The 21,355-nt window shown below is 67.6% G+C and carries 20 protein-coding genes and 1 tRNA gene; 16 read left to right on the plus strand and 5 right to left on the minus strand.

What is annotated here, in order from left to right:
• Nucleotides 1–6 precede the first annotated feature (6 nt).
• On the plus strand, nt 7–783 hold the full coding sequence (gene pstB, locus BAU06_RS06285) for a phosphate ABC transporter ATP-binding protein PstB (protein ID WP_066345646.1): 777 nt from the start codon (nt 7–9) through the stop codon (nt 781–783).
• 4 nt (nt 784–787) lie between these two features.
• On the opposite strand, the gene BAU06_RS06290 is transcribed toward pstB, so the two are convergent.
• Nucleotides 788–1,504, minus strand: a complete 717-nt coding sequence (locus tag BAU06_RS06290) for a GntR family transcriptional regulator (protein WP_066345647.1) — start codon at nt 1,502–1,504, stop codon at nt 788–790.
• Between the two features lie 224 nt (nt 1,505–1,728).
• On the opposite strand from BAU06_RS06290, the gene BAU06_RS06295 reads away from it, so the two are divergent.
• From BAU06_RS06295 to BAU06_RS06305, 3 genes are all read left to right on the plus strand, one after another.
• Nucleotides 1,729–2,691, plus strand: coding sequence for a Bug family tripartite tricarboxylate transporter substrate binding protein (locus BAU06_RS06295; protein WP_066345648.1), 963 nt, complete (start codon nt 1,729–1,731; stop codon nt 2,689–2,691).
• 16 nt (nt 2,692–2,707) lie between these two features.
• On the plus strand, nt 2,708–3,874 hold the full coding sequence (locus BAU06_RS06300; protein ID WP_066345653.1) for an enolase C-terminal domain-like protein: 1,167 nt from the start codon (nt 2,708–2,710) through the stop codon (nt 3,872–3,874).
• Between the two features lie 214 nt (nt 3,875–4,088).
• Nucleotides 4,089–5,033 (plus strand): helix-turn-helix domain-containing protein, encoded by a 945-nt coding sequence (locus tag BAU06_RS06305; RefSeq protein WP_066345654.1) that lies wholly within the window; start codon nt 4,089–4,091, stop codon nt 5,031–5,033.
• A 63-nt stretch (nt 5,034–5,096) separates the two neighbouring features.
• Here the strand turns inward: BAU06_RS06305 and BAU06_RS06310 are convergent, their stop codons facing one another.
• On the minus strand, nt 5,097–5,819 hold the full coding sequence (locus BAU06_RS06310; protein WP_066345659.1) for a class II aldolase/adducin family protein: 723 nt from the start codon (nt 5,817–5,819) through the stop codon (nt 5,097–5,099).
• A gap of 326 nt (nt 5,820–6,145) precedes the next feature.
• Between BAU06_RS06310 and BAU06_RS06315 the strand changes: the two genes are divergently transcribed.
• Both BAU06_RS06315 and BAU06_RS06320 read left to right on the plus strand, forming a co-directional pair.
• Nucleotides 6,146–6,222 (plus strand) — tRNA-Pro (locus BAU06_RS06315).
• A gap of 226 nt (nt 6,223–6,448) precedes the next feature.
• Complete coding sequence (locus BAU06_RS06320; protein ID WP_066345661.1) at nt 6,449–6,643, plus strand: antitoxin VbhA family protein; 195 nt, start codon at nt 6,449–6,451, stop codon at nt 6,641–6,643.
• Nucleotides 6,644–6,703: 60 nt separating this feature from the next.
• On the opposite strand, the gene BAU06_RS26510 is transcribed toward BAU06_RS06320, so the two are convergent.
• On the minus strand, nt 6,704–6,967 hold the full coding sequence (locus BAU06_RS26510) for a hypothetical protein (RefSeq protein ID WP_156770163.1): 264 nt from the start codon (nt 6,965–6,967) through the stop codon (nt 6,704–6,706).
• A gap of 21 nt (nt 6,968–6,988) precedes the next feature.
• Between BAU06_RS26510 and BAU06_RS06330 the strand changes: the two genes are divergently transcribed.
• The 3 genes from BAU06_RS06330 (at nt 6,989) to BAU06_RS06340 (ending at nt 9,925) form a co-directional block, all read left to right on the plus strand.
• Nucleotides 6,989–7,588: an ABC transporter ATP-binding protein gene (locus tag BAU06_RS06330; protein WP_066345670.1), complete on the plus strand. Its 600-nt coding sequence runs from the start codon at nt 6,989–6,991 to the stop codon at nt 7,586–7,588.
• Entirely contained in the window at nt 7,585–8,379 is a 795-nt protein-coding gene (locus BAU06_RS06335) for an ABC transporter permease (RefSeq protein ID WP_066345676.1), read from the plus strand. Before BAU06_RS06330 ends, BAU06_RS06335 begins: the two co-directional genes overlap by 4 nt.
• 412 nt (nt 8,380–8,791) lie before the next feature.
• Complete coding sequence (locus BAU06_RS06340) at nt 8,792–9,925, plus strand: major royal jelly family protein (RefSeq protein ID WP_231934065.1); 1,134 nt, start codon at nt 8,792–8,794, stop codon at nt 9,923–9,925.
• Here the strand turns inward: BAU06_RS06340 and BAU06_RS06345 are convergent.
• Entirely contained in the window at nt 9,891–10,847 is a 957-nt protein-coding gene (locus BAU06_RS06345) for a LysR family transcriptional regulator (RefSeq protein WP_066345682.1), read from the minus strand. The genes BAU06_RS06340 and BAU06_RS06345 overlap by 35 nt on opposite strands.
• Before the next feature lie 126 nt (nt 10,848–10,973).
• On the opposite strand from BAU06_RS06345, the gene nfsB reads away from it, so the two are divergent.
• The 3 genes from nfsB to BAU06_RS06360 all read left to right on the plus strand — a co-directional run bounded on the left by nfsB (nt 10,974) and on the right by BAU06_RS06360 (nt 15,833).
• The gene (gene nfsB / locus BAU06_RS06350; protein WP_066345684.1) at nt 10,974–11,627 is read left to right on the plus strand and encodes an oxygen-insensitive NAD(P)H nitroreductase; all 654 of its coding nucleotides are present in this window, start codon (nt 10,974–10,976) and stop codon (nt 11,625–11,627) included.
• Between the two features lie 30 nt (nt 11,628–11,657).
• Nucleotides 11,658–12,605, plus strand: a complete 948-nt coding sequence (locus BAU06_RS06355) for a DMT family transporter (protein WP_066345692.1) — start codon at nt 11,658–11,660, stop codon at nt 12,603–12,605.
• A 207-nt stretch (nt 12,606–12,812) separates the two neighbouring features.
• Nucleotides 12,813–15,833, plus strand: a complete 3,021-nt coding sequence (locus BAU06_RS06360; protein ID WP_197509443.1) for an autotransporter domain-containing protein — start codon at nt 12,813–12,815, stop codon at nt 15,831–15,833.
• Nucleotides 15,834–15,853: 20 nt separating this feature from the next.
• Here the strand turns inward: BAU06_RS06360 and BAU06_RS06365 are convergent, their stop codons facing one another.
• The gene (locus BAU06_RS06365) at nt 15,854–17,242 is read right to left on the minus strand and encodes an MmgE/PrpD family protein (RefSeq protein ID WP_066345703.1); all 1,389 of its coding nucleotides are present in this window, start codon (nt 17,240–17,242) and stop codon (nt 15,854–15,856) included.
• 213 nt (nt 17,243–17,455) lie between these two features.
• Between BAU06_RS06365 and BAU06_RS06370 the strand changes: the two genes are divergently transcribed.
• The 4 genes from BAU06_RS06370 to BAU06_RS06385 all read left to right on the plus strand — a co-directional run bounded on the left by BAU06_RS06370 (nt 17,456) and on the right by BAU06_RS06385 (nt 21,306).
• Nucleotides 17,456–18,265: an SDR family oxidoreductase gene (locus tag BAU06_RS06370; protein WP_156770164.1), complete on the plus strand. Its 810-nt coding sequence runs from the start codon at nt 17,456–17,458 to the stop codon at nt 18,263–18,265.
• Between the two features lie 70 nt (nt 18,266–18,335).
• Nucleotides 18,336–19,256: an NAD(P)-dependent oxidoreductase gene (locus BAU06_RS06375; protein ID WP_066345711.1), complete on the plus strand. Its 921-nt coding sequence runs from the start codon at nt 18,336–18,338 to the stop codon at nt 19,254–19,256.
• A 111-nt stretch (nt 19,257–19,367) separates the two neighbouring features.
• Nucleotides 19,368–20,246, plus strand: a complete 879-nt coding sequence (locus BAU06_RS06380; protein ID WP_066345713.1) for an isocitrate lyase/PEP mutase family protein — start codon at nt 19,368–19,370, stop codon at nt 20,244–20,246.
• Between the two features lie 97 nt (nt 20,247–20,343).
• Entirely contained in the window at nt 20,344–21,306 is a 963-nt protein-coding gene (locus tag BAU06_RS06385; protein WP_066345721.1) for a Bug family tripartite tricarboxylate transporter substrate binding protein, read from the plus strand.
• The last annotated feature ends 49 nt before the right edge of the window (nt 21,307–21,355 follow it).

The following is a 21,355-nucleotide window of genomic DNA, read 5'->3' on the forward strand; positions in this document are numbered from 1 at the left end:
AACGATATGGAAAACACCGCACAAACGCTCGCCTCGAAGATCGAGGTCAAGAACCTGAATTTCTACTACGGCAAGTTCCACGCCATCCGCAACGTGAACATGTCGATCCGGGAAAAGAAGGTCACCGCCTTCATCGGGCCCTCCGGCTGCGGCAAGTCCACGCTGCTGCGTACCTTCAACCGCATGTTCGAGCTGTACCCGGGACAGCGCGCGGAAGGCGAAATCCTGCTGGACGGCGAGAACCTGCTGACCACCAGGACGGATATCTCGCTGATCCGCGCCAAGGTCGGCATGGTCTTCCAGAAGCCCACGCCTTTTCCCATGAGCATCTACGACAACATCGCCTTCGGCGTGCGCCTGTTCGAGCGCCTGAGCAAGGGCGAAATGGACGAACGCGTGGAATGGGCGCTGACCAAGGCCGCGCTGTGGAACGAAGTCAAGGACAAGATCCATCAGAGCGGCAACAGCTTGTCCGGCGGCCAGCAGCAGCGCCTGTGCATCGCGCGCGGCGTGGCGATCAAGCCGGAAGTCCTGCTGCTGGACGAGCCCTGCTCGGCGCTGGATCCGATTTCCACCGCGAAGATCGAAGAGCTGATCGCCGAACTCAAGAACGAGTACACCGTGGTCATCGTCACGCACAACATGCAGCAGGCGGCGCGCTGCTCGGACTACACGGCCTATATGTACCTGGGCGAACTGATGGAATTCGGCGAAACCGACCAGATCTTCGTGAAGCCCAAGCGCAAGGAAACCGAAGACTACATCACCGGCCGCTTCGGCTGACGGCCTAGCGCTGCAGGCCCAGCCGGTACTGGAAGCGGTCGCCGGGGTGCGTGCTGATGGTGATCTGGCATACGCGCCCCGAGCTGTCCTTGTAATGGCGGGTGATTTCCAGGGCCGCGTCGTCCGGCGCGCAGCCCAGGACTTGCGACAGGCGCGCGTCCATCTTCACGGCGCGCATGGTTTGGGTGATGTCCACGATCACTACGCCGCACGTGGCCTGGATCAGGTCGCAGATCAGGCCTTTTTCCTGCCTGACGTGGCGGCGGATACGCTGGCCGATGGACGGCTCCAGGTAGACCTCCGTCCAGCAGATCGCGGGACCGTCGCCGGGTTCGGTGCGTAGCATCTTTACGTTCAGCCAGCGTTGGCCGGGCCGGCAGTCCAGGCGGGCGGCCAGTGTGTCGTCGGCGACGATTTCCTCTATGTGCCGGACGTGCCGCTCGGTTTCCGCGGCATATTGCACCAGGTCTTCCACGGTGGCGACAGAGCGCGCATAGCGCGCGGCCGGCGCCACGGCTTCCACGCGGGTGCCCGAGCGGCGCCGCCGTGAAATCAAACCCAGTCCTTCGACGATATCCAGCGCAGCGCGCACCGTGGCGCGGCTGACGCCATGCTGTTGCGCCATATCGACCTCGCTGGGCAAGCGGTCGCCGACCGCCATCCGGCCGGCGCCGATCTCCTTCACGATGGTCTCGGCAAGTTCCGCGTAGCGCGTGGTCATTGCTTTTTTCCGTCACGGCATGGGCCGGGATTGTACTTGACATGCGTCGCCGGCCCTTCGTACTATTGGTTCGTACCATTCAATGGTACGTACTATTCTACAGGTCCGTGAGGGCCTTTCCGGCAGGGTCCCGCGCGGGCGCGCCAGGCGCGTGCGCGGCAGGGTGCCCAACGCAAACCAATGAGGAACGGGCCGTTCGTCGTGCCCGGCATCCGGAGGACGACATGTTCAAGCACATCCTGGGCGCGGCCGCCCTGTCGCTGGCGGCCCTGGGCAGCGCCGGCGCGGCGCAATATCCCGACAAGCCCATACGCCTTATCGTGCCCTTTCCCGCGGGCCAATCCGGCGACCTGATCGGCCGGGTGTTCGCCGAGCAGATCACCCGGCGGCTGGGGCAATCCGTGGTGGTCGAGAACCGTCCCGGCGCGGGCGGCACGCTGGGTACCGACGTGGCGGCTCGCGCGCCGGCCGACGGCTATACGCTGGTGCTGGTCAGCAACGGTCCTTACGCCATCGCACCGGCCCTTTATCCCAAGCTGAGCTACCGGCCCGGCAAGGATCTGCGAGGCGTGGCCTTGCTGGGCACCTCGCCACAGGTATTCGCCGCGAACCCGCAGGCGGGTTTCGGCGATATCAAGCAACTGGTTGCGCTGGCCAGGCAAAAAAGCCTGACCTTCGGCTCGTCGGGCAATGGCTCCACGCAGCACCTGACCATGGAGTATTTCGAAAAGACGGCCGACATCCAACTGATGCACGTGCCGTTCCGCGGCAGCGCGGATGCGCAGACGCAGGTCTTGGGCGGGCAGATCCCCATGCTGGTCGACTCCGTGCCGGCATCCCTGGCGCAGATCAAGGCGGGCCGGCTGAAGGCCATCGCGGTGACCTCTCTGCAGCGTTCGGAATTCCTGCCCGACGTGCCGACGGTGGCCGAACAGGGCTATCCCGGGTTCGAATCCATAGGCTGGTTCGGACTGGCCGCGCCCGCCGGCACGCCGCCGGAGGCCATCGATACGCTGAACGAGGCCGTCAAGGCGGCCTTGGGCGACGCCGCGGTAAGGGACAAGCTGGCGACGATGGCGGTGACGCCCGCGCCGCGCCAGGATCCCGCCCGCTTCGACGCATTCCTGTCCGGCGAAATCGCCAAATGGGGCAAGATCGTCAAGGAATCGGGCGCCACCATCGACTAGCAGGAAGCCAATCATCATGCGCATCACCGCCATCAAGGAAATCACCGTCCCGCTCGCCGGCAATATCGCCAACGCGCTGGTCAACTTCTCACAGCACACCGTGTCGCTGGTTGCCGTGGAAACGGACATCGTCCGCAACGGCCGCGCCGTCGTCGGCTACGCCTTCGATTCCATCGGCAGATTCGCGCAGGGCGGCATCCTGCGCGATCGCGTCATTCCGCGCGTGCTGGCGGCGGATCCGGCGTCGCTGCTGGACGAAAGCGGCAGCGCCTTCGATCCGGCGAAAGTGGCGGCCGTCGCCATGCGCAATGAAAAACCCGGCGGGCACGGCGACCGCGCTTGCGCGGTGGCCGCCGTGGAACTGGCCATCTGGGACCTGAACGCCAAGCTGGCCGACGAGCCCGCGCACGTCACCATCGCCCGCCGGTTCAAGCGCCAGGGTGCCCGCGCCGACGTCGACGTCTACGCGGCCGGCGGCTACTACTATCCTGCCGGCAGCGGCCATACCCTGCGGGCCGAACTCCTGTCCTATCGCGAGCAGGGTTTCGACGCGTACAAGATCAAGATCGGTGGCGCGTCCCTGGACGCGGACCTGGCGCGCATCGAAGAAGCGCTTGCCATCGCGGGAGATGGCAAGCGCCTGTCCGTGGATGCCAACGGCCGCTTCGACCTGCCTGCCGCGCTGCGCTATGCGGAGGCCATCGCCCCCTACGGCCTGCGCTGGTACGAAGAGCCGGGCGATCCGCTGGACTACGCCCTGAACCGCGAGCTGTCGCAGGCCTATGGCGGCGCGCTGGCCACCGGGGAGAACCTGTTTTCGATCCGCGAGGTCGTGAATCTGCTGGACTACGGCGGCCCGCGCAGTGGCAAGGACATCTTCCAGATGGATGCGGGGCTGTGCTATGGATTGACCGAGTACGCCGCCATCCTCGACCTGCTGGAATCGCGCGGCCATAGCCGCCGCCAGGCGTATCCCCATGGCGGGCACTTGATCAATCTGCACATCGCCGTGGGACTGGAGCTGGGCGGCTGCGAGGCCTATCCCGGCGTGTTCCAGCCCTTTGGCGGCTATCCGCCGGGTTGCGGCCTGGCGCAAGGGCGGGTGCGTCCCACGTCCGCGCCGGGCTTCGGGCTGGAGGAAAAGGCCGAGCTCGCGCCCTGGATCGCGAAGCTGGCGGGGTAGCTCGACATCACCGGCCGGCGGTCGCCGATCCCCGGCCGCCGCCATGTCCGGTGGTCGCCGGCGCGGGTGCCCGAAGCGCTTGGCCGGGCGCCCAGCGCCGCCGTACCAGAATTGGTCCAGCGCTATACAATTTGCACACTGCGCGGCGGGGTGCCGTTACGGCGGGATGCCGCCGTAGCCCTCCGCGCGCCCACGGGGGACAGGAGTTTCGGGAATGCGCTGGCGCTACGAAGACATAGGAAAACGGGTAAAAGCCTTTCGCATGGCGTCGGGCCTGAGCGCCGACGAGGTCGCGCAGAAGATCGGCATTTCACGGACGGCGCTGTACCGCGTCGAAAAAGGGGAGATCGCCAAGGTCGAAACCCTGGAACGCCTGTCCGAGCTGCTGGACGTGTCCATGCCCACCTTGCTGGGCGTGGGCATCGAGTACATGGCTTCCGCGGTCAGCTATTTCGAACGCACCCGCCAATTGGAGGAAAGCGCCGACCAGATCATCGTGCTGGCCGGGCCGGTGTCCTTTTTGCTGGCTTCGGACGAGTTCGATGGCAACCTGGAACAGGTGCTGCGCGAAAGCGTCCCGGAAGATGCGCCGCGCCGCAAGCGCACGATGCAGGATATCGACCTGATCATGGAGATCCTGCGCGAGCGCAAACGCACCTATATGCGGCGGCGCCCCAGCATCGTCAATCTGATTTCCGCCGAGCAGATCGAACGCTTCCTGAACGGCGGCCTGCTGGGCCGCGCCGACGTGCCGGAGAAGGTGCTGCGCGCGCGCCACGAAGCGACCCGCGCCGAAATCGAACATCTGGCCGGCCTGATCGAAGCCGACAACCTGGGCGTGCAGATCGGCGTGGTGACGGACACCCTGCCTTTGAACGGCTTCCAGATTTTCCGCCAGGCCGAGCGCAGCACCTTGACGATCAGCCCCTTCCGCCTGGGTGCGCAGCCCAATATCCGCGTGGGCGTGGCGATGCTGACTTCGGCGCCGGAGGCGTTGAAGCTGCACGACCAGATCGTCAAGGATGCGTGGAAAACCGCGCTCAAGGGCGCGGCGGCCGTCCAGTATCTGCGCGGCCTGCTGGCCGCGGACGAGGCCGGACGCGAGAAGGGCGGGCGCGCCAAGGGGGCGGGCGGCGCGGCGCTGCGTTCGGGATCTTGAGGCGATAGGGATGCGCCGTGTCGACGGCGCTCGCACTGCCAGACAGGCTTCCGGACTGCAACCTCAGGCTTCCAGGCGCAATTGCGGCGCCATCACCGCCAGCCAGTGGGACCAGCAGCGCAGGATGGGGTCGGGCCGCAGGGTGCCGGCCAGGTTCTGTTCCTGTTCGCTCAATGGCTGCACCGCGCCCAGGGCCGCGGCGCGGATCTGGTTGGCCGCATCGGCGCAGCCATGTACCGTGCGGAAGACGCATTCGTGCAAGGTGCGGCCGGCCACCGTCGCGCCGTGCCGCCGCATCAATACTGTCCACCAGGGTCCCAGCGCGCGCGCCAGGGAGTCGCCCTCGGCCTGCGTGACCACCAGCAGTCGCGTGTCGCCGAACTCGTCGCGGCTGTCCCAGTAAGGCACTTGCGCACCCATGGCCGCGCCGGTCTGGCAACTGGGTCGCAGCGGCGCGCCGGTTTGCGCGAAGGGCATGATCGCCGGTGAGTGATGATGGCACACCGCGCCCACGTCCGGCCGGGCACGGTAGATCGCGCTATGAATGATGCGTTCCGAGAACAGGCCGGCCGCGGTGGGCTCGACCGGCTCGGCGTTCATGTCGTATTCGATGATGTCGTCCGGCGTCACCCGGCTGGGCGCGCCCGACACCGGCAGGAAAAACCGGTCGGGCCGGTCCGGATGCCGCGCGCTGACGTGGCCGAAGGCATCCATGGCCCCCTGGTCCACCAGCAGGCGGTGCGCCAGGGCCAGGTCGCGTTTCAGGGGCTTCAAATCGGTAGGCATGTTTCGATCCGGGGTGCGCGCCCGGCGGGGTGGCGTTGGCAGGGCTGGTGCCCGGAGCGTTGCCGCGGGCAGGCGTGGCCGCGGCAGGCCGTGGCGCACGCAATGATGGAAAATGACAAAGTACCATATTTGGTATTTATTCCGTATTTAGTACAAACCCTGGGCGCGGTGCGGCAAGCGACGCGCGCGGCGCGCGATCAACGCGCGGCATGGAGACGGCCTCGATCGTCCATTCAACGACCGTGGGGTCGTACTGCCGGGTACGCGGATGGGGTGCGGAAAGTCTCGGGTACAATGCAGGCCCGTTCGGGAATCCGGACGGCCGTCGGGGCGTAGCGCAGCCTGGTAGCGCATCTGCTTTGGGAGCAGAGGGTCGCGAGTTCGAATCCCGCCGCCCCGACCATACAAATCAAGGCCTTGAAGAGCCGGAAAAAAGATGAGGGTGCGTTCGCTCCTCTATCCCGCTCGCAAAATGAAGGCATCCCCCCCGGCCGCCGCATTCCATTCCCGGCACAGATCCCGTGGCCATGCGCATTACCGGGCGGTTTAACCGGGCGGTTTAGCGGCTAAAACCCCCTGTGCGCAGGGCCCTGCCGCAGGGTAAAATGGAGCTTTCCAAGGAGCCAAAGATGGACGCAGATTTCCTCTCTTGGCAGCGGCATCGGGCAGTAGAAAACGCTGTGGCAAGCCAGCGGTTGGAAGGCCTGGAAGTTGATGCGGAAACGATCGCCGACATGCATCGTATTGCCGATGGCGAAGTGACCACCGAAGAGATTGTTGAAAAGGTCAAGCGACGAATTCTTGCCGGTGAGTTTGGCATCTGACCGGCCATTTCGGCCGGTTTTTTCTTTGGTCGCGCGATGTCCAAGTATCCCACGGATAGGTCAGACCCCTACACCGATCAACAGTCCGGTGTACTGCGGAATCGTTTGAACATCACAAGCCAGGACGGGCTCGATAGGGCCGAAGCTGCACTCGCCGCATTGCGTTCCAATGAGCTGCTTGCGAAGCCAATAGTCGGGGACTTCGACCTGGCGCATCTGCAGGCGATACACCGGCATCTGTTCAAGGACGTTTACGCATGGGCGGCCCGCCTGTTGCGGATGCGCTTCGGATCGGGTTCGAATCGGGTACTGTTGCAGACTCATCGCTGACTCTGCCGTTTCCGCATGCCGCTTCTTCAATTGAGCCGCCTTTCTTCGCCACGCCTGGAACCGGTCGACCTGGACTGCGAAGCGGGCGAGTGCCATGCCATTCAAGGACCGTCCGGCTCCGGCAAATCCGTGCTGCTGCGGCTGATCGCCGACCTGGATCCCGGCGCGGGCACGGCCGCCTTGCGCGGCGTCGACCGCTCCCGCATGTCCGGGCCGCAGTGGCGCAGGCAGGTGGTGTACTGCCAGGCGGAGGCCGGCTGGTGGCACGAGGCGGTGGCGCCGCACTTTCCCGATCGACAGGCCGCCATTCCCTTCATGGAGCGCCTGGGCGTGGCGCCCGCCAAACTGGACGCCATGGTGCACGAATTGTCCACGGGGGAGCGGCAACGTCTGGGTTTGATCCGGGCGCTGCTGCTGAAGCCGCCGCTGCTGCTCCTGGACGAACCCACCGCCGCGCTGGACGCCCACGCCACGCTGCAAGTCGAGCAGGAGATCCGGGCCCGCCTGCGGGACGGCGCCGCGGTATTGCTGGTGACGCATAGCCCGGAACAGGCCGGCCGCCTGGCCACGCATTTCTGGCGCATGGGGCAGGGGCGCCTGGAGCGGCAGCCATGAACGTTATTTCCCTGAGTACCTCCGATCTGGCCATGGCCGCGTGCCTGGTCGCGCTGGCCGCCTTGATCTCCATGGCGATGCGGCTGGCCTTGCATGGCCAGGTGCTATGGGCGGCCCTGCGTACCGTCGTGCAGCTGCTGCTGGTCGGCCACATCCTGCGGTTGGTGTTCGCCCATGCCTCCGCCTGGCTGACCGTGCTGGTGGTGCTGGCGATGATGGCGCTGGCGGCCCGCGAGGTGGCCGCGCGTCCGCGCGGGCGGCTGCGATCGCATGGCAACGGCGTCGTGGCGGCCGCCACGGTCATGGCGACGACGCTGGTGACGGCGATGTTCATCCTGCATACCGCCCTGCGTCCCGAGCCCTGGTACGACCCGCGCTACACCATCGCGCTTGTGGGAATCGTGCTGGGCAGCGTATTGAACGCGGCCAGCCTCAGCCTGGATACCATGCTGTCCGGCGTGCGGCGCGAACGCGCGGGAATCGAGGCCAGGCTCGCGCTCGGCGCGACGGCGCGCCAGGCCTTCGCGGGGCTGCTGCGCGAATCGGTGCGGCGCGGCCTGGTGCCCAGCATCAACCAGATGTCCGCCGCCGGCATCATCACGCTGCCCGGCATCATGACAGGACAGATCATCGCCGGCATGGATCCGGTCGAAGCCGCGAAGTACCAGATCCTGCTCATGTTCCTGCTGTGCGGCGCCAGCGCGCTGGCCGCCATGGGCGCGGCCTACGCGGCGATGAAGCGGCTGACCGACGCCCGCGACCGGCTGCGGCTGGACCGGCTGCGGGGATAAGCAGACGGCCGCGCAGGCCGCCGCGCTGCCCCTGACCGCGCTCACCGCCTGGGGAGCTGCTATTCACCCAGGAGCAGCACCGCATCCTGGCCGAGGTCTCTCAACTGGTGGATCGCGGCGTGCTAAGGACCACGTTGCGCGAGGACTACGGAACCATCAACGCCGCCATCGAAGCCGGACGGGGCTTCGGGAAACTCACTTTATCGGGATTCTGGATTTTCCTGATTTCCGGAAAAGTGCTCATTCATTTCTCTGGTTTATCGGAAACCGGAGCGGGTCCAAGATATGAACCACAGCGGCGCCCATGGCCGCGCCGAATCCCTTCAGTGCCTCGCGGGGCAAGGAGATCGTCATGTCCACGCTTTTTCATTCCTTCGTACGTAAGACCTTGATCGCCACGTCGGTCGCCGCCATGGGAACGCCCGCACTGGCATCCGCTATCGTGCCCATCCACGTGGAAAACCAGGCCCGTGAGCGCGCATACGGCAAGCTGGAGACGGTCGCGGTGTTCCACGGCGCGATGCCGACCGGCGTGGCGGTCACGGAAGGCGGCCGGATTTTCGTCAACTTCCCGCGCTGGGGCGACGACGTGCCATTCACGGTGGGCGAGGTGCGCGGCGGCAAGGTGGTTCCGTATCCCGACGCCGCCATCAATCGCGGCGACACCAGCGCGCCGGCCCGGCAATTCCTGAGCGTGCAAAGCGTGGTGGCCGACGGCCGCAACCATCTCTGGGTACTCGATACGGCCGCGCCGAAGTTCGGCCCGCCGCAGGCCGGGGGCGCGAAGCTGGTGGCGATCGACCTCAGCACGGACAAGGTCGTCAAGACCATTGTGTTTCCGCCCGAGGTCATGCGCGAGCAAACCTATGTCAACGATGTCCGTTTCGACTACCGGGTCGGCAAGGCCGGCGTGGCCTATGTGACCGACTCGTCGCTGAGCGGTACGGGCGGCATTATCGTGGTGGATCTGGACAGCGGGACGGCGGTCCGGCGCCTGACGGGGGACCGGTCGACCTCGGCCGATCCGTCCTTCGTACCCATGGTGGAAGGCGAAACGCTGATCGGCCGCAATCCCGACGGCAGCACGTCGCCATTCACCGTGGCGTCCGACGGCATCGCGCTGTCGCCGGACGGCAAGACGCTGTACTACTGCCCGCTGTCGAGCCGGCATCTGTACGCGGTGCCGACCGACATGCTGCGCGATCCCAACGTGAGCGAGGCCCAACTGGCCGCCGCGGTGCGCGACCTGGGCGAGAAAGGCGCGTCCGACGGCCTGGAGGCCGATGCGCAGGGGGCGGTCTACGCGGGCGATTACGAGCGCAACGCCATCCGCAAGCGCCTGCCCGACGGCCAGTGGGAGACCATCGCCCACGATCCCCGCATTTTGTGGCCGGACACCATGTCCATCGGGCCGGATGGCTATCTTTACTTCACCGCCAACCAGCTGCACCGCCAGCCGGGCTTCCACGCCGGCAAGGATTTGCGGCAGAAGCCGTACAGCCTGTTCCGCATCAGGATCGACGCCGCGCCCGCGCCGACGCGGTAGGTTGCGGTTGCGGGGCCGGGAGCGTGCCGGCCACGGCCTCGCATCGATCGCGCAGCAGGCGATAGAGTTCCTGCAGCGCGGGCGAATACTGGCGGCGATGCGGGTAGACGAAGTGCAGCGGCGCGGCCTCGCCCGCGAGGTGGGGCAGCAGCAAATGCAGCTTGCCCATGCGCACGTCGTCGCTGACGTCCAGCCAGGATTTGTAGGCGATGCCTTCTCCCGCCAATGCCAGGCGGTGCACCACATCCCCGTCGTCGCTATGCACGGTGCCGCGCACCGTGGCCGTCAGCTTGTGTTCCCCATCGTGGAAAGTCCACTTGTCATATAGCCTGCTGCTAAGCAGATAGAGCAGGCAATCGTGGCTGCCGAGGTCGTCCAGGCCAGCCGGCACGCCGCGGCGCGCCAGGTATTCCGGCGAGGCCACCAGAACGCGGCGGTTGTTCAAGGCCAGCGGCAAGGCAATGTAGCTTGCGTCGTCCGAAGGGGTGTAGCGGATGGCCACATCCACCGGATCGCGGAAGACGTCCGTTACGCGGTCGGAAAAGAACAGCTTCAGCGTGAGATGCGGGTAGGGGCGCCGGAAGGTCGCGAACCATGGCAGCAGGACGTTGCGGCCCAGGTCGGAGGGCGCCGCCACCTGCAGCACGCCGCGAAGCTCGCGGTGTTGGCCGTGCAGTTCCTCGTGCCCGGACCGCAGGCTGTCCAGGGCGGCCTGGGCATGCGGCAGATAGGCCTCGCCTTCGGCGGTCAAGCGCAGGCTGCGGGTCGAGCGGGCAAACAGGCGTACCCCCAGGTCGCGTTCCAGCCGCTGGATGGCCGTACTGACCTGGCCGGGCAGCAGGTCCACTTCGCGCGCCGCATCGGAGAAGCCGCCCAGCGCGGCGGCACGCACGAAAAGGGAGAGATCGCCGACCCGGATCATTTTCACTCTTTTTAGTAAAGCGATTTCCTAGTTTGCCCGTTTTTCGAGAGGCCGGGAAGGTCGATCATGACTGCACCGCGCGAGACCAACCCAACCGTCCCGCGCCATTCTTCCCAGGAGATCGCCATGAACACGCTTACCGCTGCCCGGAACCGCTACACGACCAAGGCCTATGACGGCACGCGCAAGATTCCGCCGGAAAAGATCGAAGCACTGCTGGAGGTATTGCGGCTCAGCCCTTCCTCGGTCAACTCGCAACCCTGGCGTTTCATCGTCGCCTCCGACGACGCGGGCAAGGCGCGCATCGCCAAGGCGGCGCAAGGCACTTATGGCTACAACGCCTCGAAGGTGATGGATGCCTCGCATGTGATCGTGTTCGCCGCCGCCACCGATATGACGGCGGCGCATCTGGAAAGCGTGCTGGCACAGGAAGAACGCGACGGCCGCTTCCGCATCGAGGGCGCCAAGGAAGGCCAGGCCAAGGGCAGGCAGTCCTATGTGGATCTTCATCGCTACGACCGCAAGGACCTGCAGCATTGGATGGAGAAGCAGGTATACCTGGCGCTGGGCGGCACCATGCTGGCCGCGGCCACGCTGGGCATCGACGCCACCCCGATGGAAGGTTTCGATTTCCCGCTGCTGGATGCCGAGCTGGGGCTGCGCGAGCAGGGCTATACCAGCGTGGTGCTGCTGTCGCTGGGCTATCACGGCGAGAAGGATTTCAATGCCCGCTTGCCGAAGTCGCGCCTTCCCCGCGCGCAGATCATGACATTCATTTGATCCATCGCCGCGCGGTGCCAAGGAAAGATCATGGAAAGGATAGCGAGCGAGATGGCCGTGCACGCCGGCGGCCGTACGGCCAAGGCCCGTGCGGGACGCCTGCGCGGGTATGCCCTTCTGGGCGTTGCGATCGTGTTGTGGGGCGCCAACTGGCCGGTTATGAAGGCCGGTCTGGCGCATGTGACGCCGGTATGGTTTTCGGCCATCCGCTTCGGGCTGGGCGCCTTGACGCTGTTCGGCCTGCAGGCGGCGACCGGCACCTTGCGTGCGCCCCGGCGGGCGGACCTGCCCGTCATGCTTAGCGTCGGCTTGCTGCAGATGCTGGCCTTCACGGTGCTGGGCGCGGTCGCGATGACGCATGTTCCGGCTGGCCGCTCCGCCATCCTGGCCTATACGACGCCGGTCTGGGTGATTCCCATCGCGGTACTGGTGTTCGGCGAAACCTTGTCGCGCGGGCAAAAGGCGGGAAGCGCCCTGGCCTTGGCCGGCGTACTGGTCCTGTTCAATCCGGCCAGTTTCGATTGGCACGATGCGCCGCTCGTACGCGCCAATGTGCTCCTGTTGCTTGCCGCGTTCTGCTGGGCGGTGTGCATCCTTCATCTGCGCCACGGACGCGCGGTTTCCGGCGCCTACCAGCTGGCGCCCTGGCAGATGCTGATCGCCGCCACGCTGCTGGTGCCGATGGCGCGCGTACTGGAAGGGCCGTTCACCGGGGATGGCTCGCGGGCCTTCTGGGAAGTTGCACTGTATGTCGGGCCGCTGGCGACCGCATTCTGTTTCGTCGCGGTGAACGCAGCGAGTTCCTGGTTGTCCAGCACGACGATGTCGACCGCGATGCTCGGGGTGCCGGTGGTGGGTCTGGCGATGGCCGGGCTGGTGCTTGGGGAACCGATGACCGGCGGGCTGTTGGCGGGACTGGTCGCGATCGTGGCGGGGATCGCCATCGTGACGCTTTCAGGCGTCCGGCGTCGCGCATGACGATGCCGGTGTACGAAGTGCGGACGGCGGAGTCCGGCTGCCATGCCATGGCAGCCAGGATTCCCGCGCTTGCGCGGCGGGGAATTTTCCGCGAACCGGCGCGGACCGGTAAAGCCGGGAGGGGTGTCATTCCGGCGTTGCGAAGCTTCGGAACATTCGGGTAGACCGGCGTACACACGCAGCTCTTTCGCAGTTTGGATGAGCAGCGTGCATAGCAAGATTGAAAATGGCAGAACAGGAAAGGGCCTTCGCCAACGGCCGCGGCGGCGGTCGCCGGCCTATCGTGGCGTCCTGGCGGGATGCCTGTGCGTCCCGGTGCTGGCCTATGGCCAGGTGGGGCCGGCCACGCTCCTGGATCCGGCGCAATTCCGTACCGATGAATATCGGGCATCGTGGGCGCTGGAGGCCATCCATGCCGCGGATGCCTATGCTCTCGGCTATAGCGGCAAGGGTGTGCGGGTAGGCGTTGTCGACGATGGCGATATCCTCGCCCACCAGGAATTCGCGGGCCGCATCGTCGGCTGGAGCCCGGATGGCCCGCGGCGCGCGGCGTACTACGGCATGGTGGGGGAGCACAGCACGGAAGTTTCCGGCGTGCTGGCGGCGTCCAAGGACGGCCGGGGCATGCACGGCGTCGCGTACGGGGCCGACCTGGTCCCCATCCTGCTGATATCAGAAGACGGCTTCCAAACCCCGCAGGCCATACGCGATGCCGTCGATCGCGGCGCACAGGTAATCAATGGCAGTTACGGCCTGCCCGTCTTTCCCTATCCGCCTCGTGGCGATATCGAGGGTCCCTGGGCGCACGGGGACCAGTCGCTGCAGACCTTCGCGCTGAAGGGCGAGACCGGCACCTTGCAGGTCTTGGGCAAAGAGGCGGAAGCCTTGCGTTATGCCGCCGCGCACGATGCGGTCATGGTCTATTCCGCGGGCAACGACAACATCATGCATCCGAAAGCGGCCGTGAATCCGTCCAGCAGCGCGCTCCTCCCTTACATCCGTCCCGAGAACCACGATTCGGGTGTCTACCAGTTCGTCGATGGCGACTTCGGCGAGTATCTGGACCTGGATCCCAGCGCGTACATCCAGGTGGAGCGCGACGACAGCCGCCTGCAGGAAATCGACTTCAGCGATCTCGAGCAGAGCATGATCGCCGTGGTGGCGCTCGGCCCCGATGGCCGCATCGCGTCGTACAGCAACCGCTGCGGCGTGGCGTGGCGCTGGTGCATCGCCGCGCCGGGCGGCGACCTTCCGCATCGCGGCCAAACGTGGGGCCAGAGCGGGATGTACACCGCGACGCCCGATGGCTATGCGTCGGACGGTATGGTGGGCACCTCTTATGCCGCGCCCATGGTGGCGGGATCGCTTGCCGTCCTCAAAGAAGCTTTTCCCTACATGAGGATGACGCAGCTGCGCGAAATCCTGCTGACCTCGGCGGACCGGCGCGCGCATCTGGGCGAGAAAGGCGTCTATGGCTGGGGCGAGGTCGACCTGGGCCGCGCGGTGCGGGGCCCCGTGGAGTTCGGCGCCGACGGCTTCGCGCCCATCTTCGACGTCGACACGCAGGGACACGACTCCTGGTGGGGCAACGACATCTCCGGCGTCGGGGGGATGACCAAGCGCGGCGCGGGCCTGCTGCTGATGACGGGGGACAACCGCTACACCGGGCCCACCACCGTCAAGGGCGGCACGCTCGCGGTATACGGATCCAATGCCTTGTCGAGGCTGACCATCGAGCGCGACGGCACGCTGACAGGCAGCGGCACGGTCGGTCCGACCGAGGTCTCGGGCACGGTGGCGCCGGGCAATCCGGGCGCCCCGCTGCGAGTGGCGGGCGCCTACGTACAGCACGCCGGGAGTACCTACGTGGCGGGCGTCGGCGACGACGGAGAGGCCGCCGACGCGATCCAGGTGCAGGGCCAGGCGCGTATCGAGAACGCCGCCTTGCGCCTGGATGGCCTGGGGCCGAAGGCGGTGAACCGCGAGTACACCGTCCTGCAGGCCGACGGCGGTATCAGTGGCGGCTATGCCAGGCTTGCCGATCCCTATGTATTCCTGGATCTGCGGCAAGGGGTGCGCGCGGACGATCCCACGCGCTACCGCGTGGCCCTCCAGCGGAATGGCACCGGCTTCGACACGGCCGCGGACAGCGCCAACCAGCGCGCGGTGGCGCAGGCGCTGGACACGGCCGGGGTGGGCCTGGCGCCGTACGACGCCACGGTGATGGCCACGCGTACGGATGGCCTGGCGGCCGCCTTCGACCGCTGGTCGGGCGAGGCCCATGCCAGCACCCTTAGCGTGTTGAGCACGCAGGCGGCGGAATTGCGCGACGGCATGCTGGGCCGCGCCCGGGCCATGGGCGATGGCGGCGGCGCCCCGGGCGGGTCGTCATCGCAGGCGGTGGTGCGGGACGACAGCGGCAAGGCGGCGTGGGCCCGGTACGCGGGCTCGCGCGACCGGCTTTCGGGCAACGGCAACGCGGCGTCGGTGGACGCCACCCGCTCCGGCCTGCTGATCGGCGGCGATATGCCCCTGTCCGGCGGGCGCGTGGGGCTGATGGCCGGCTTCTCCAACGGCGGCATCAAGGTCCGGGAGCGGGGCAGCAGCGCCAAGGTCGATAGCCATACGCTGGGGGCCTACGGCAATACGGGCACGGATGGCGCGGTGCGCGTGCGATATGGCGCCGCGTACAGCTGGCACGCCATCTCGTCCAAGCGGGATACGGGCCTGGATCGGGCCGAGGCACGCTACAAGGCCGGCACGGCGCAGGTCTTTGCCGAGGCCGGTTTGCCGCAGGCCTTCGGCGACACCACGATCGAACCGTATGCGGGACTGGCCTACGCCGATACCCGGCGCCGCGCCTTCCAGGAATCCGGCGACGCGGGCCTGCGCGCCGATGCCGCAAGACAGCGGCTGGGCACGTCCACGCTGGGCCTGCGCGGCGATACCGGCTGGGACCTGAAGGACGGCGCGCGCCTGGCGCTGCACGGCGGCGCGGGGTGGCGCCATGCCTACGGCACGCTTACGCCCGTCGCCCGCATGCGGTTCGCGCAGGGGCAAGGATACGATGTGCACGGCACGCCGGTGGCGCGCGATGCCATGCTGCTGGAGGCGGGCGCCACATTGGCATCCGCCCGCGGCATGCGCTTGAGTGCCGGCTATAGCGGCCAGCTGGCGCGCGGCATGCAGTCGCACGCCGTCCAGGCCAACGCCACCTGGCGGTTCTAGCCGCGCGCCGGCGGCCCGGCTCAGGCGCGCGGGCGACCCGCCGCATGGGCCATCAGCGCGCCGGCGTCGGTGGCGGCCTCCAGCCCCCACACGCCGTCGATGATGGCCTGGGCGTCGCAGCCGGTGCCGCCATGGGCGCACAACCGGCGCAGCTTGTCTTCCAGATCCGCGTCGGTCAGGGGATTGCCCGCCGAACCCCGTGCGGCCTCGACGCGCCGGACATGGCTGCTGCCGTCTTGCAGGGTGATGCGCACTTCCACCGCGTCCGCCGCGCAGGTCTCGTCGTCATGGAAGTGCACCCGGGTATCCAGGGCGTGGGCGCGCGGATCGGCTACCGCGGCGTCGGAAAATTCCGCCAGGTCGGCGCGGCCATGCAGCAGGCACACGGCGATGGCATGCTGGGCGCTGACCTGCGATTCCCGCCCGCTGCGCACGCCGGGCCGGTCGGTGCGCTGGCGCAGCAGCGGGTGGCCGGTAAGATCCACGCGCGCCACGCGGCCCGGGTCCATTGTGGACGGCATCGACTCGCGCGCCAGCGCCAGGACGGCATCGATCACGGGGTGCAGCACGACGCCGCAGGGATAAGGCTTGTAGGTGTTGCGGCACAGTTCCCAGCGCCGTCCCAGATCGCCGATCAGCCGGTCCGGCGCGGGCGCGTCCGATAGCACGTTCAGGACGCCGCGCGGTCCTTCTATCGGCTGGTCCGGTCCGGCGTAGCCGGCACGGGCGAGCAGGGCGGACAGCAGCCCGTTGCGCGCCGCGTTGCCTACCGCGATGCTCTTCGCCATGGTGCCGAGCGTCTCCACCAGCCCGCCGGTCTGGTTGCCGGCGCTGCCCAGCGCCCAGGCGGTGTGGCGCGCATCCAGTCCAAGCAGGCGGGCGGCGGCGATGGCGGCGCCGAACACCCCGCAGGTGGAGGTGATGTGCCAGCCGCGGGCATAGTGGGACGGTGTCAGCGCATTGCCCATGCGGCACTCGACCTCCGCGCCCAGGACAAAGGCCTGCAGCAGCCGGGCGCCACTGACGGCGCGCGTCTGCGCCAGCGCGAAGACCACGGGCGCCACGGGGGCCGTGGGATGGATGATGGTGGCCGGATGCGTGTCGTCGTAATCGAAGACGTTGGCGGCCATGGCGTTCAGGCTGGCCGCGTGCAGGATATCGGTGCGCGTTCCCCGGCCGATAACGTTGGCCTGCCCACCCGCGCTGAAGCCGGCAAAAACGCCCGCCGCGATATCGATGGTGGGGTCGCTGGCGCCGGCCAGCGCCACGGCGAAGTAGTTCAACAGCGAGCGCCGGGCCTCATGGCGCGCCTGCTCCGGAATGTCTTCCCATCGCCACTGCGCCCCAAAGCGGGCGAGTTCGCGTGTGATGGGACCGAAGCGGTCGTCCTGGCCTGTGGAAGGGTTCATCGTTGCTCCATCGAATACGCCGAAGGCGCCGTGCCGCCTGGCCGGCGGCGCGCGCGGCGGCATTCATCACGGGTGCCGCGCCCGCGGCGCGGCTTGCGGTGCGTGAAACGGGATGTGACGCAACCGTATTTCGATAATACAATCATAACGAAGCGCCGACGAGCGCCGCGTTCGCCCGGGTTTCCGGGCCCGCCCAGGAGAGCAGGAAGAGACATGGAGACAAATGCGGCAAGCCCGCCGGCGCTGTCCGGCAAGCGCGCGCTGGTCACGGGATCGGTGGCCGGATTGGGCCACGCCATTGCCGCCAGTCTGGCCGCGGCCGGCGCGGACGTGGTCTTGCATGGCCTGGAACCCGAGGATGTGGCGCGGGCGGCGGCGGAGCGCCTGGCGCGGGACACGGGCGCGCGTGTATTGCTGTCGCGCGCCGACCTGAACGACGTCGCGCAGATCGAGGCCATGATGGCCCGCGCCGAGTCGGAACTCGGCGGCGTCGACATCCTGGTGAACAACGCGGTGGTCCGGCACTTCGCGCCGGTGGACCGCTTGCGCACCGAGCAATGGAATGAAGCGATGGCGGTGAACCTGTCGGCCGCCTTCCATGCGGTGCGCCTGTCGCTGCCGGGGATGCGCGCGCGCGGATGGGGCCGCATCGTGAATATGTCGTCGGTCTACGGTGCCGGCGCGACGGCGGATCGTATCGCCTACATCACCACCAAGACCGCGCTGGTCGGCATGACCCGTGCCATCGCCGTCGAGACGGCGCGCACGGGCGTGACCTGCAACGCGCTGATGCCGGGCACGGTCCCCACGCCGCCCATCGTCGCGCGCATGGCGCGTATCGCCGCGGAGCGCGGCATATCCGCCGAGCAGGCCGCCGCCGACTACCTGGCGGCGCGCCAGCCCACAGGCCGCTTCGTGGCGATGGAGAGCGTGGCGGCGATGGTCTTGCTGCTTTGCTCGCCCGCCGGCGCGGACATCACCGGCGCGATGCTGCCGATAGACGGCGGCTGGACCGCCACCTGAATCGTGCGCGGCGTGTCCGCGTTCCCGCGCGGCACGTCACAACCAGGATCAGCCATAGAGGGAGACGACAATGACGCAGAATGACAAACCCGTGCTGGGCTTCGTGGGTATCGGCCGCATGGGGACGCCCATGGCCCGGCGCCTGTTGGAAGCCGGTTACCGCGTGGCCATCCACGATACGCAGCCGCAGGCGGTGCAAGCCCTGGCGGCCCTGGGCGCGCAGGCCGCGCCATCGCCGCGCGCGGTGGCCGATGCGGCGTCCATCGTCCTGGTGTCGCTGCCCAAGCCCGACATCGTGCGCGACGTGGTGCTGGGCACGCAGGGCCTGGTGCATGGCACGGCGGTGCGTATCGTCGTGGACCTGTCGACCTCGGGCGCCACGGCGGCGCGCGAGCTGGCGCGCGGCCTGGGCGAGCGCGGCATCGCCTCGGTGGATTGCCCGGTCAGCGGCGGCGTGGCCGGCGCGACCAAGGGCACGCTGGCGCTCATGCTGTCCGGCCCGCGCGATGCCTGCGACGCCCTCGGTCCCGTGCTGGACGTGCTGGGCAAATCCTTCTACATCGGCGAACAGCCCGGCCTGGCGCAGACCATGAAGGTCATCAACAACCTGGTGTCGGTGACGGCGCTGGCCGTCACCTCGGAAGCGCTGGTGATGGGGGTGAAGGCCGGCCTGGACCCGGACATCATGGTGCAGGTCATCAACTCCGGATCGGGGCGCAGCAACGCATCGGAGGACAAGATCCCCAAGTATGTGCTGAGCCGCAGCTTCGGCTTTGGCTTCGCGCTGGGCCTCTCCGCCAAGGACGTCGGCCTGTGCCTGGCGGAAAGCGAGGCGATAGGCGCCCCGCTGCGCGTGGGCAGCGCCGTGCGCGAGCTGCTGGACGATGCGCGCGAGCGCCTGGGCGACGAGGCGGACCTGACCGAGATCGTGCGCCTGAGCGAAGCGGCCGCGGGCGTGGAGGTCCGCGGCAAGGCGGCCGGGAAAGCGTGAACACCGCCGTCGGCCTGTCCCGTGCAAGGGACGCGGGGCAGGGCGAGGGCGGGCGATCCGGGTATCGACGCCCGGAGTTGGCGTCATCCATCATTCACCAAGGAGACCGGCGTGACACGCTCTGAGAAGTTTCGCGAACTGCTGAAGAAACCGCCCTTCGTCTGCATGGGCGCCCACGACGCCGTGACGGCCATGCTGGCGGAGCAGGCCGGCGCGCCGGCCATCTATGTGAGCGGGTTCGTCGCGTCGGCCATCGTCGCCGGCAAGCCCGACGTGGGGCTGCTATCGCAGACGGAGATGTTCGACCATATCCGCCGCATATGCCGCGTGACCCGCGTACCGGTATTCGCGGACGCCGATACGGGCTACGGCGGCGTGCTGGATGCCCAGCGCACCATCCAGCTCTGGGAAGAGGCCGGGGCTTCCGTGCTGCACCTGGAGGACCAGGCCGTGCCCAAGAAGTGCGGGCATTTCGCCGGCAAGCAACTGGTGTCCAAGGAAGAAATGACGCAGAAGCTGCGGGCGATGCTGGATGCGCGCACGGATCCGGACTTCTTCGTGGTCGCGCGTACGGACGCGATCGCGGTGACCGGCCTGTCGGACGCGCTGGATCGCCTGGAAGCGTATGCGGCCACCGGTGTGGACGGCCTGTATGCCGACGCGCCGGAAAGTGTCGACCAGATGCGCGAGATCGTCCGGCGCCTGAAGCCGCTGGGCAAGCCCATCCTGTTCAATATGGTGCGCTCCGGCAAAAGCCCCTACCTGTCGCTCAAGGAAGTCCACGACATCGGCTTCGATTACGCGCTGTGCCCGGTGGAGCCCATGCTGGCCATGCACAAGGCGGTGAAGGAGATGATGGAGACCTTCATGCGCGAAGGCTGCTCGACCGATGCGATCGCCGACCGCCTGACGCCTTTCGAGACCTTCAATGACTTCGTCGGCCTGGGCCGCATCGTCCAGCAGGAAGCCCGCTACGCCACCCCGGATTGACCGGCCGGCGGCGCTTTCGTCGCAGTGCGTTTTCCAACCATAACGCGGCCACGGCGCCGGCGCCCGCGCCGGTGCACGCGGCCCGAGGAGACCAACCATGAAGCTAGGGATTAGCGCCATACTTATCGCATCCGCCGTCGCCCTGGCGGCACCCACTGCGCGGGCGCAGGCCGATAAATACCCCGACAAGCCGGTCACGCTGGTGGTGCCGTATTCGCCGGGCGGCGGCAGCGACAACATCGCCCGCGCCACCGCCAACTTCCTGACCCAGCACTGGAAGCAGCCGGTCATCGTGGAGAACAAGCCCGGCGCGGACGGCATGATCGCCACCCGGCAGGTGATGCGCGCGGCCCCGGACGGCTATACCCTGCTGATTTCGATTCCCGCGATCGCCGCGCTGAAATACATCAATAAGTCCATGGACGCCGATCCGCTGGTGGAATTGCGGCCGGTCAGCATGCTGGCGTCGGGGCCGACGGGCATCGTCGTCAAGGGCGGCACCGACATCCAGACCATCGACGACCTGAAGCGCGCCTGCGGCAAGGCGGCGCGTTGCAGCTGGGCCAGCGGCGAGCCGTTCACCTTGCTGGCCGGCACCGGCCTGGTGGAGAAAATGGGCCTGAAGGACATGACCAATGTGCGCTACGCCGGGACATCTGCGGCGGTCAACGACATTATCGGCGGCCGTGTCACGATGGTGGTGACGGGCCTGTCGTCGGTGGTACCGCATCACAAGTCCGGCACCATGAAGATCCTGGCCCTGAGCAGCGACAAGCGCTTGCCGGAAGTGCCCGACGTTCCCACCTACGCCGAGGTCGGGCTGGGCGATGTGGATTTCACCAACAACTGGTACGGCATCTTCGTGCCCGCCAAGACGCCGGATGCGGTGGTGCGGAAGATCGCCGAAGGCATGCGCCTGGCGGCGGCCGATCCCCAGGTGCTGAAAGTGCTGCAGCCGCTGTTGATACAGCCCGTGGGGAACGGCCCGGAGCAATTCGCGCCCATCGTCCAGCGCGCCCAGGCCACGGTCGATAAATTGTCCAGCCACCTGACGCAGTAAGCGCGGCCTGGCGCCCCTGTCGCGGCTGGGCGGCGCCGGCGGAGCGGAC

This window comes from Bordetella bronchialis (assembly GCF_001676705.1).
GTDB classification, from domain to species: domain Bacteria; phylum Pseudomonadota; class Gammaproteobacteria; order Burkholderiales; family Burkholderiaceae_B; genus Bordetella_C; species Bordetella_C bronchialis.

Bases quoted from the DNA above. Each gene is read 5' to 3' on its own strand.
- BAU06_RS06335 (WP_066345676.1), top strand. From the start codon at position 7,585: ATGAACGTTATTTCCCTGAGTACCTCCGATCTGGCCATGGCCGCGTGC.
- BAU06_RS06355 (WP_066345692.1), top strand. From the start codon at position 11,658: ATGGAAAGGATAGCGAGCGAGATGGCCGTGCACGCCGGCGGCCGTACG.
- nfsB (WP_066345684.1), top strand. From the start codon at position 10,974: ATGAACACGCTTACCGCTGCCCGGAACCGCTACACGACCAAGGCCTAT.
- BAU06_RS06295 (WP_066345648.1), top strand. From the start codon at position 1,729: ATGTTCAAGCACATCCTGGGCGCGGCCGCCCTGTCGCTGGCGGCCCTG.
- BAU06_RS06305 (WP_066345654.1), top strand. From the start codon at position 4,089: ATGCGCTGGCGCTACGAAGACATAGGAAAACGGGTAAAAGCCTTTCGC.
- BAU06_RS06385 (WP_066345721.1), top strand. From the start codon at position 20,344: ATGAAGCTAGGGATTAGCGCCATACTTATCGCATCCGCCGTCGCCCTG.
- BAU06_RS06310 (WP_066345659.1), bottom strand. From the start codon at position 5,819: ATGCCTACCGATTTGAAGCCCCTGAAACGCGACCTGGCCCTGGCGCAC.
- BAU06_RS06290 (WP_066345647.1), bottom strand. From the start codon at position 1,504: ATGACCACGCGCTACGCGGAACTTGCCGAGACCATCGTGAAGGAGATC.
- BAU06_RS06330 (WP_066345670.1), top strand. From the start codon at position 6,989: ATGCCGCTTCTTCAATTGAGCCGCCTTTCTTCGCCACGCCTGGAACCG.
- BAU06_RS06320 (WP_066345661.1), top strand. From the start codon at position 6,449: ATGGACGCAGATTTCCTCTCTTGGCAGCGGCATCGGGCAGTAGAAAAC.
- BAU06_RS06370 (WP_156770164.1), top strand. From the start codon at position 17,456: ATGGAGACAAATGCGGCAAGCCCGCCGGCGCTGTCCGGCAAGCGCGCG.
- BAU06_RS06365 (WP_066345703.1), bottom strand. From the start codon at position 17,242: ATGAACCCTTCCACAGGCCAGGACGACCGCTTCGGTCCCATCACACGC.
- pstB (WP_066345646.1), top strand. From the start codon at position 7: ATGGAAAACACCGCACAAACGCTCGCCTCGAAGATCGAGGTCAAGAAC.
- BAU06_RS06300 (WP_066345653.1), top strand. From the start codon at position 2,708: ATGCGCATCACCGCCATCAAGGAAATCACCGTCCCGCTCGCCGGCAAT.
- BAU06_RS06345 (WP_066345682.1), bottom strand. From the start codon at position 10,847: ATGATCCGGGTCGGCGATCTCTCCCTTTTCGTGCGTGCCGCCGCGCTG.
- BAU06_RS06340 (WP_231934065.1), top strand. From the start codon at position 8,792: ATGGGAACGCCCGCACTGGCATCCGCTATCGTGCCCATCCACGTGGAA.
- BAU06_RS06375 (WP_066345711.1), top strand. From the start codon at position 18,336: ATGACGCAGAATGACAAACCCGTGCTGGGCTTCGTGGGTATCGGCCGC.
- BAU06_RS26510 (WP_156770163.1), bottom strand. From the start codon at position 6,967: ATGAGTCTGCAACAGTACCCGATTCGAACCCGATCCGAAGCGCATCCG.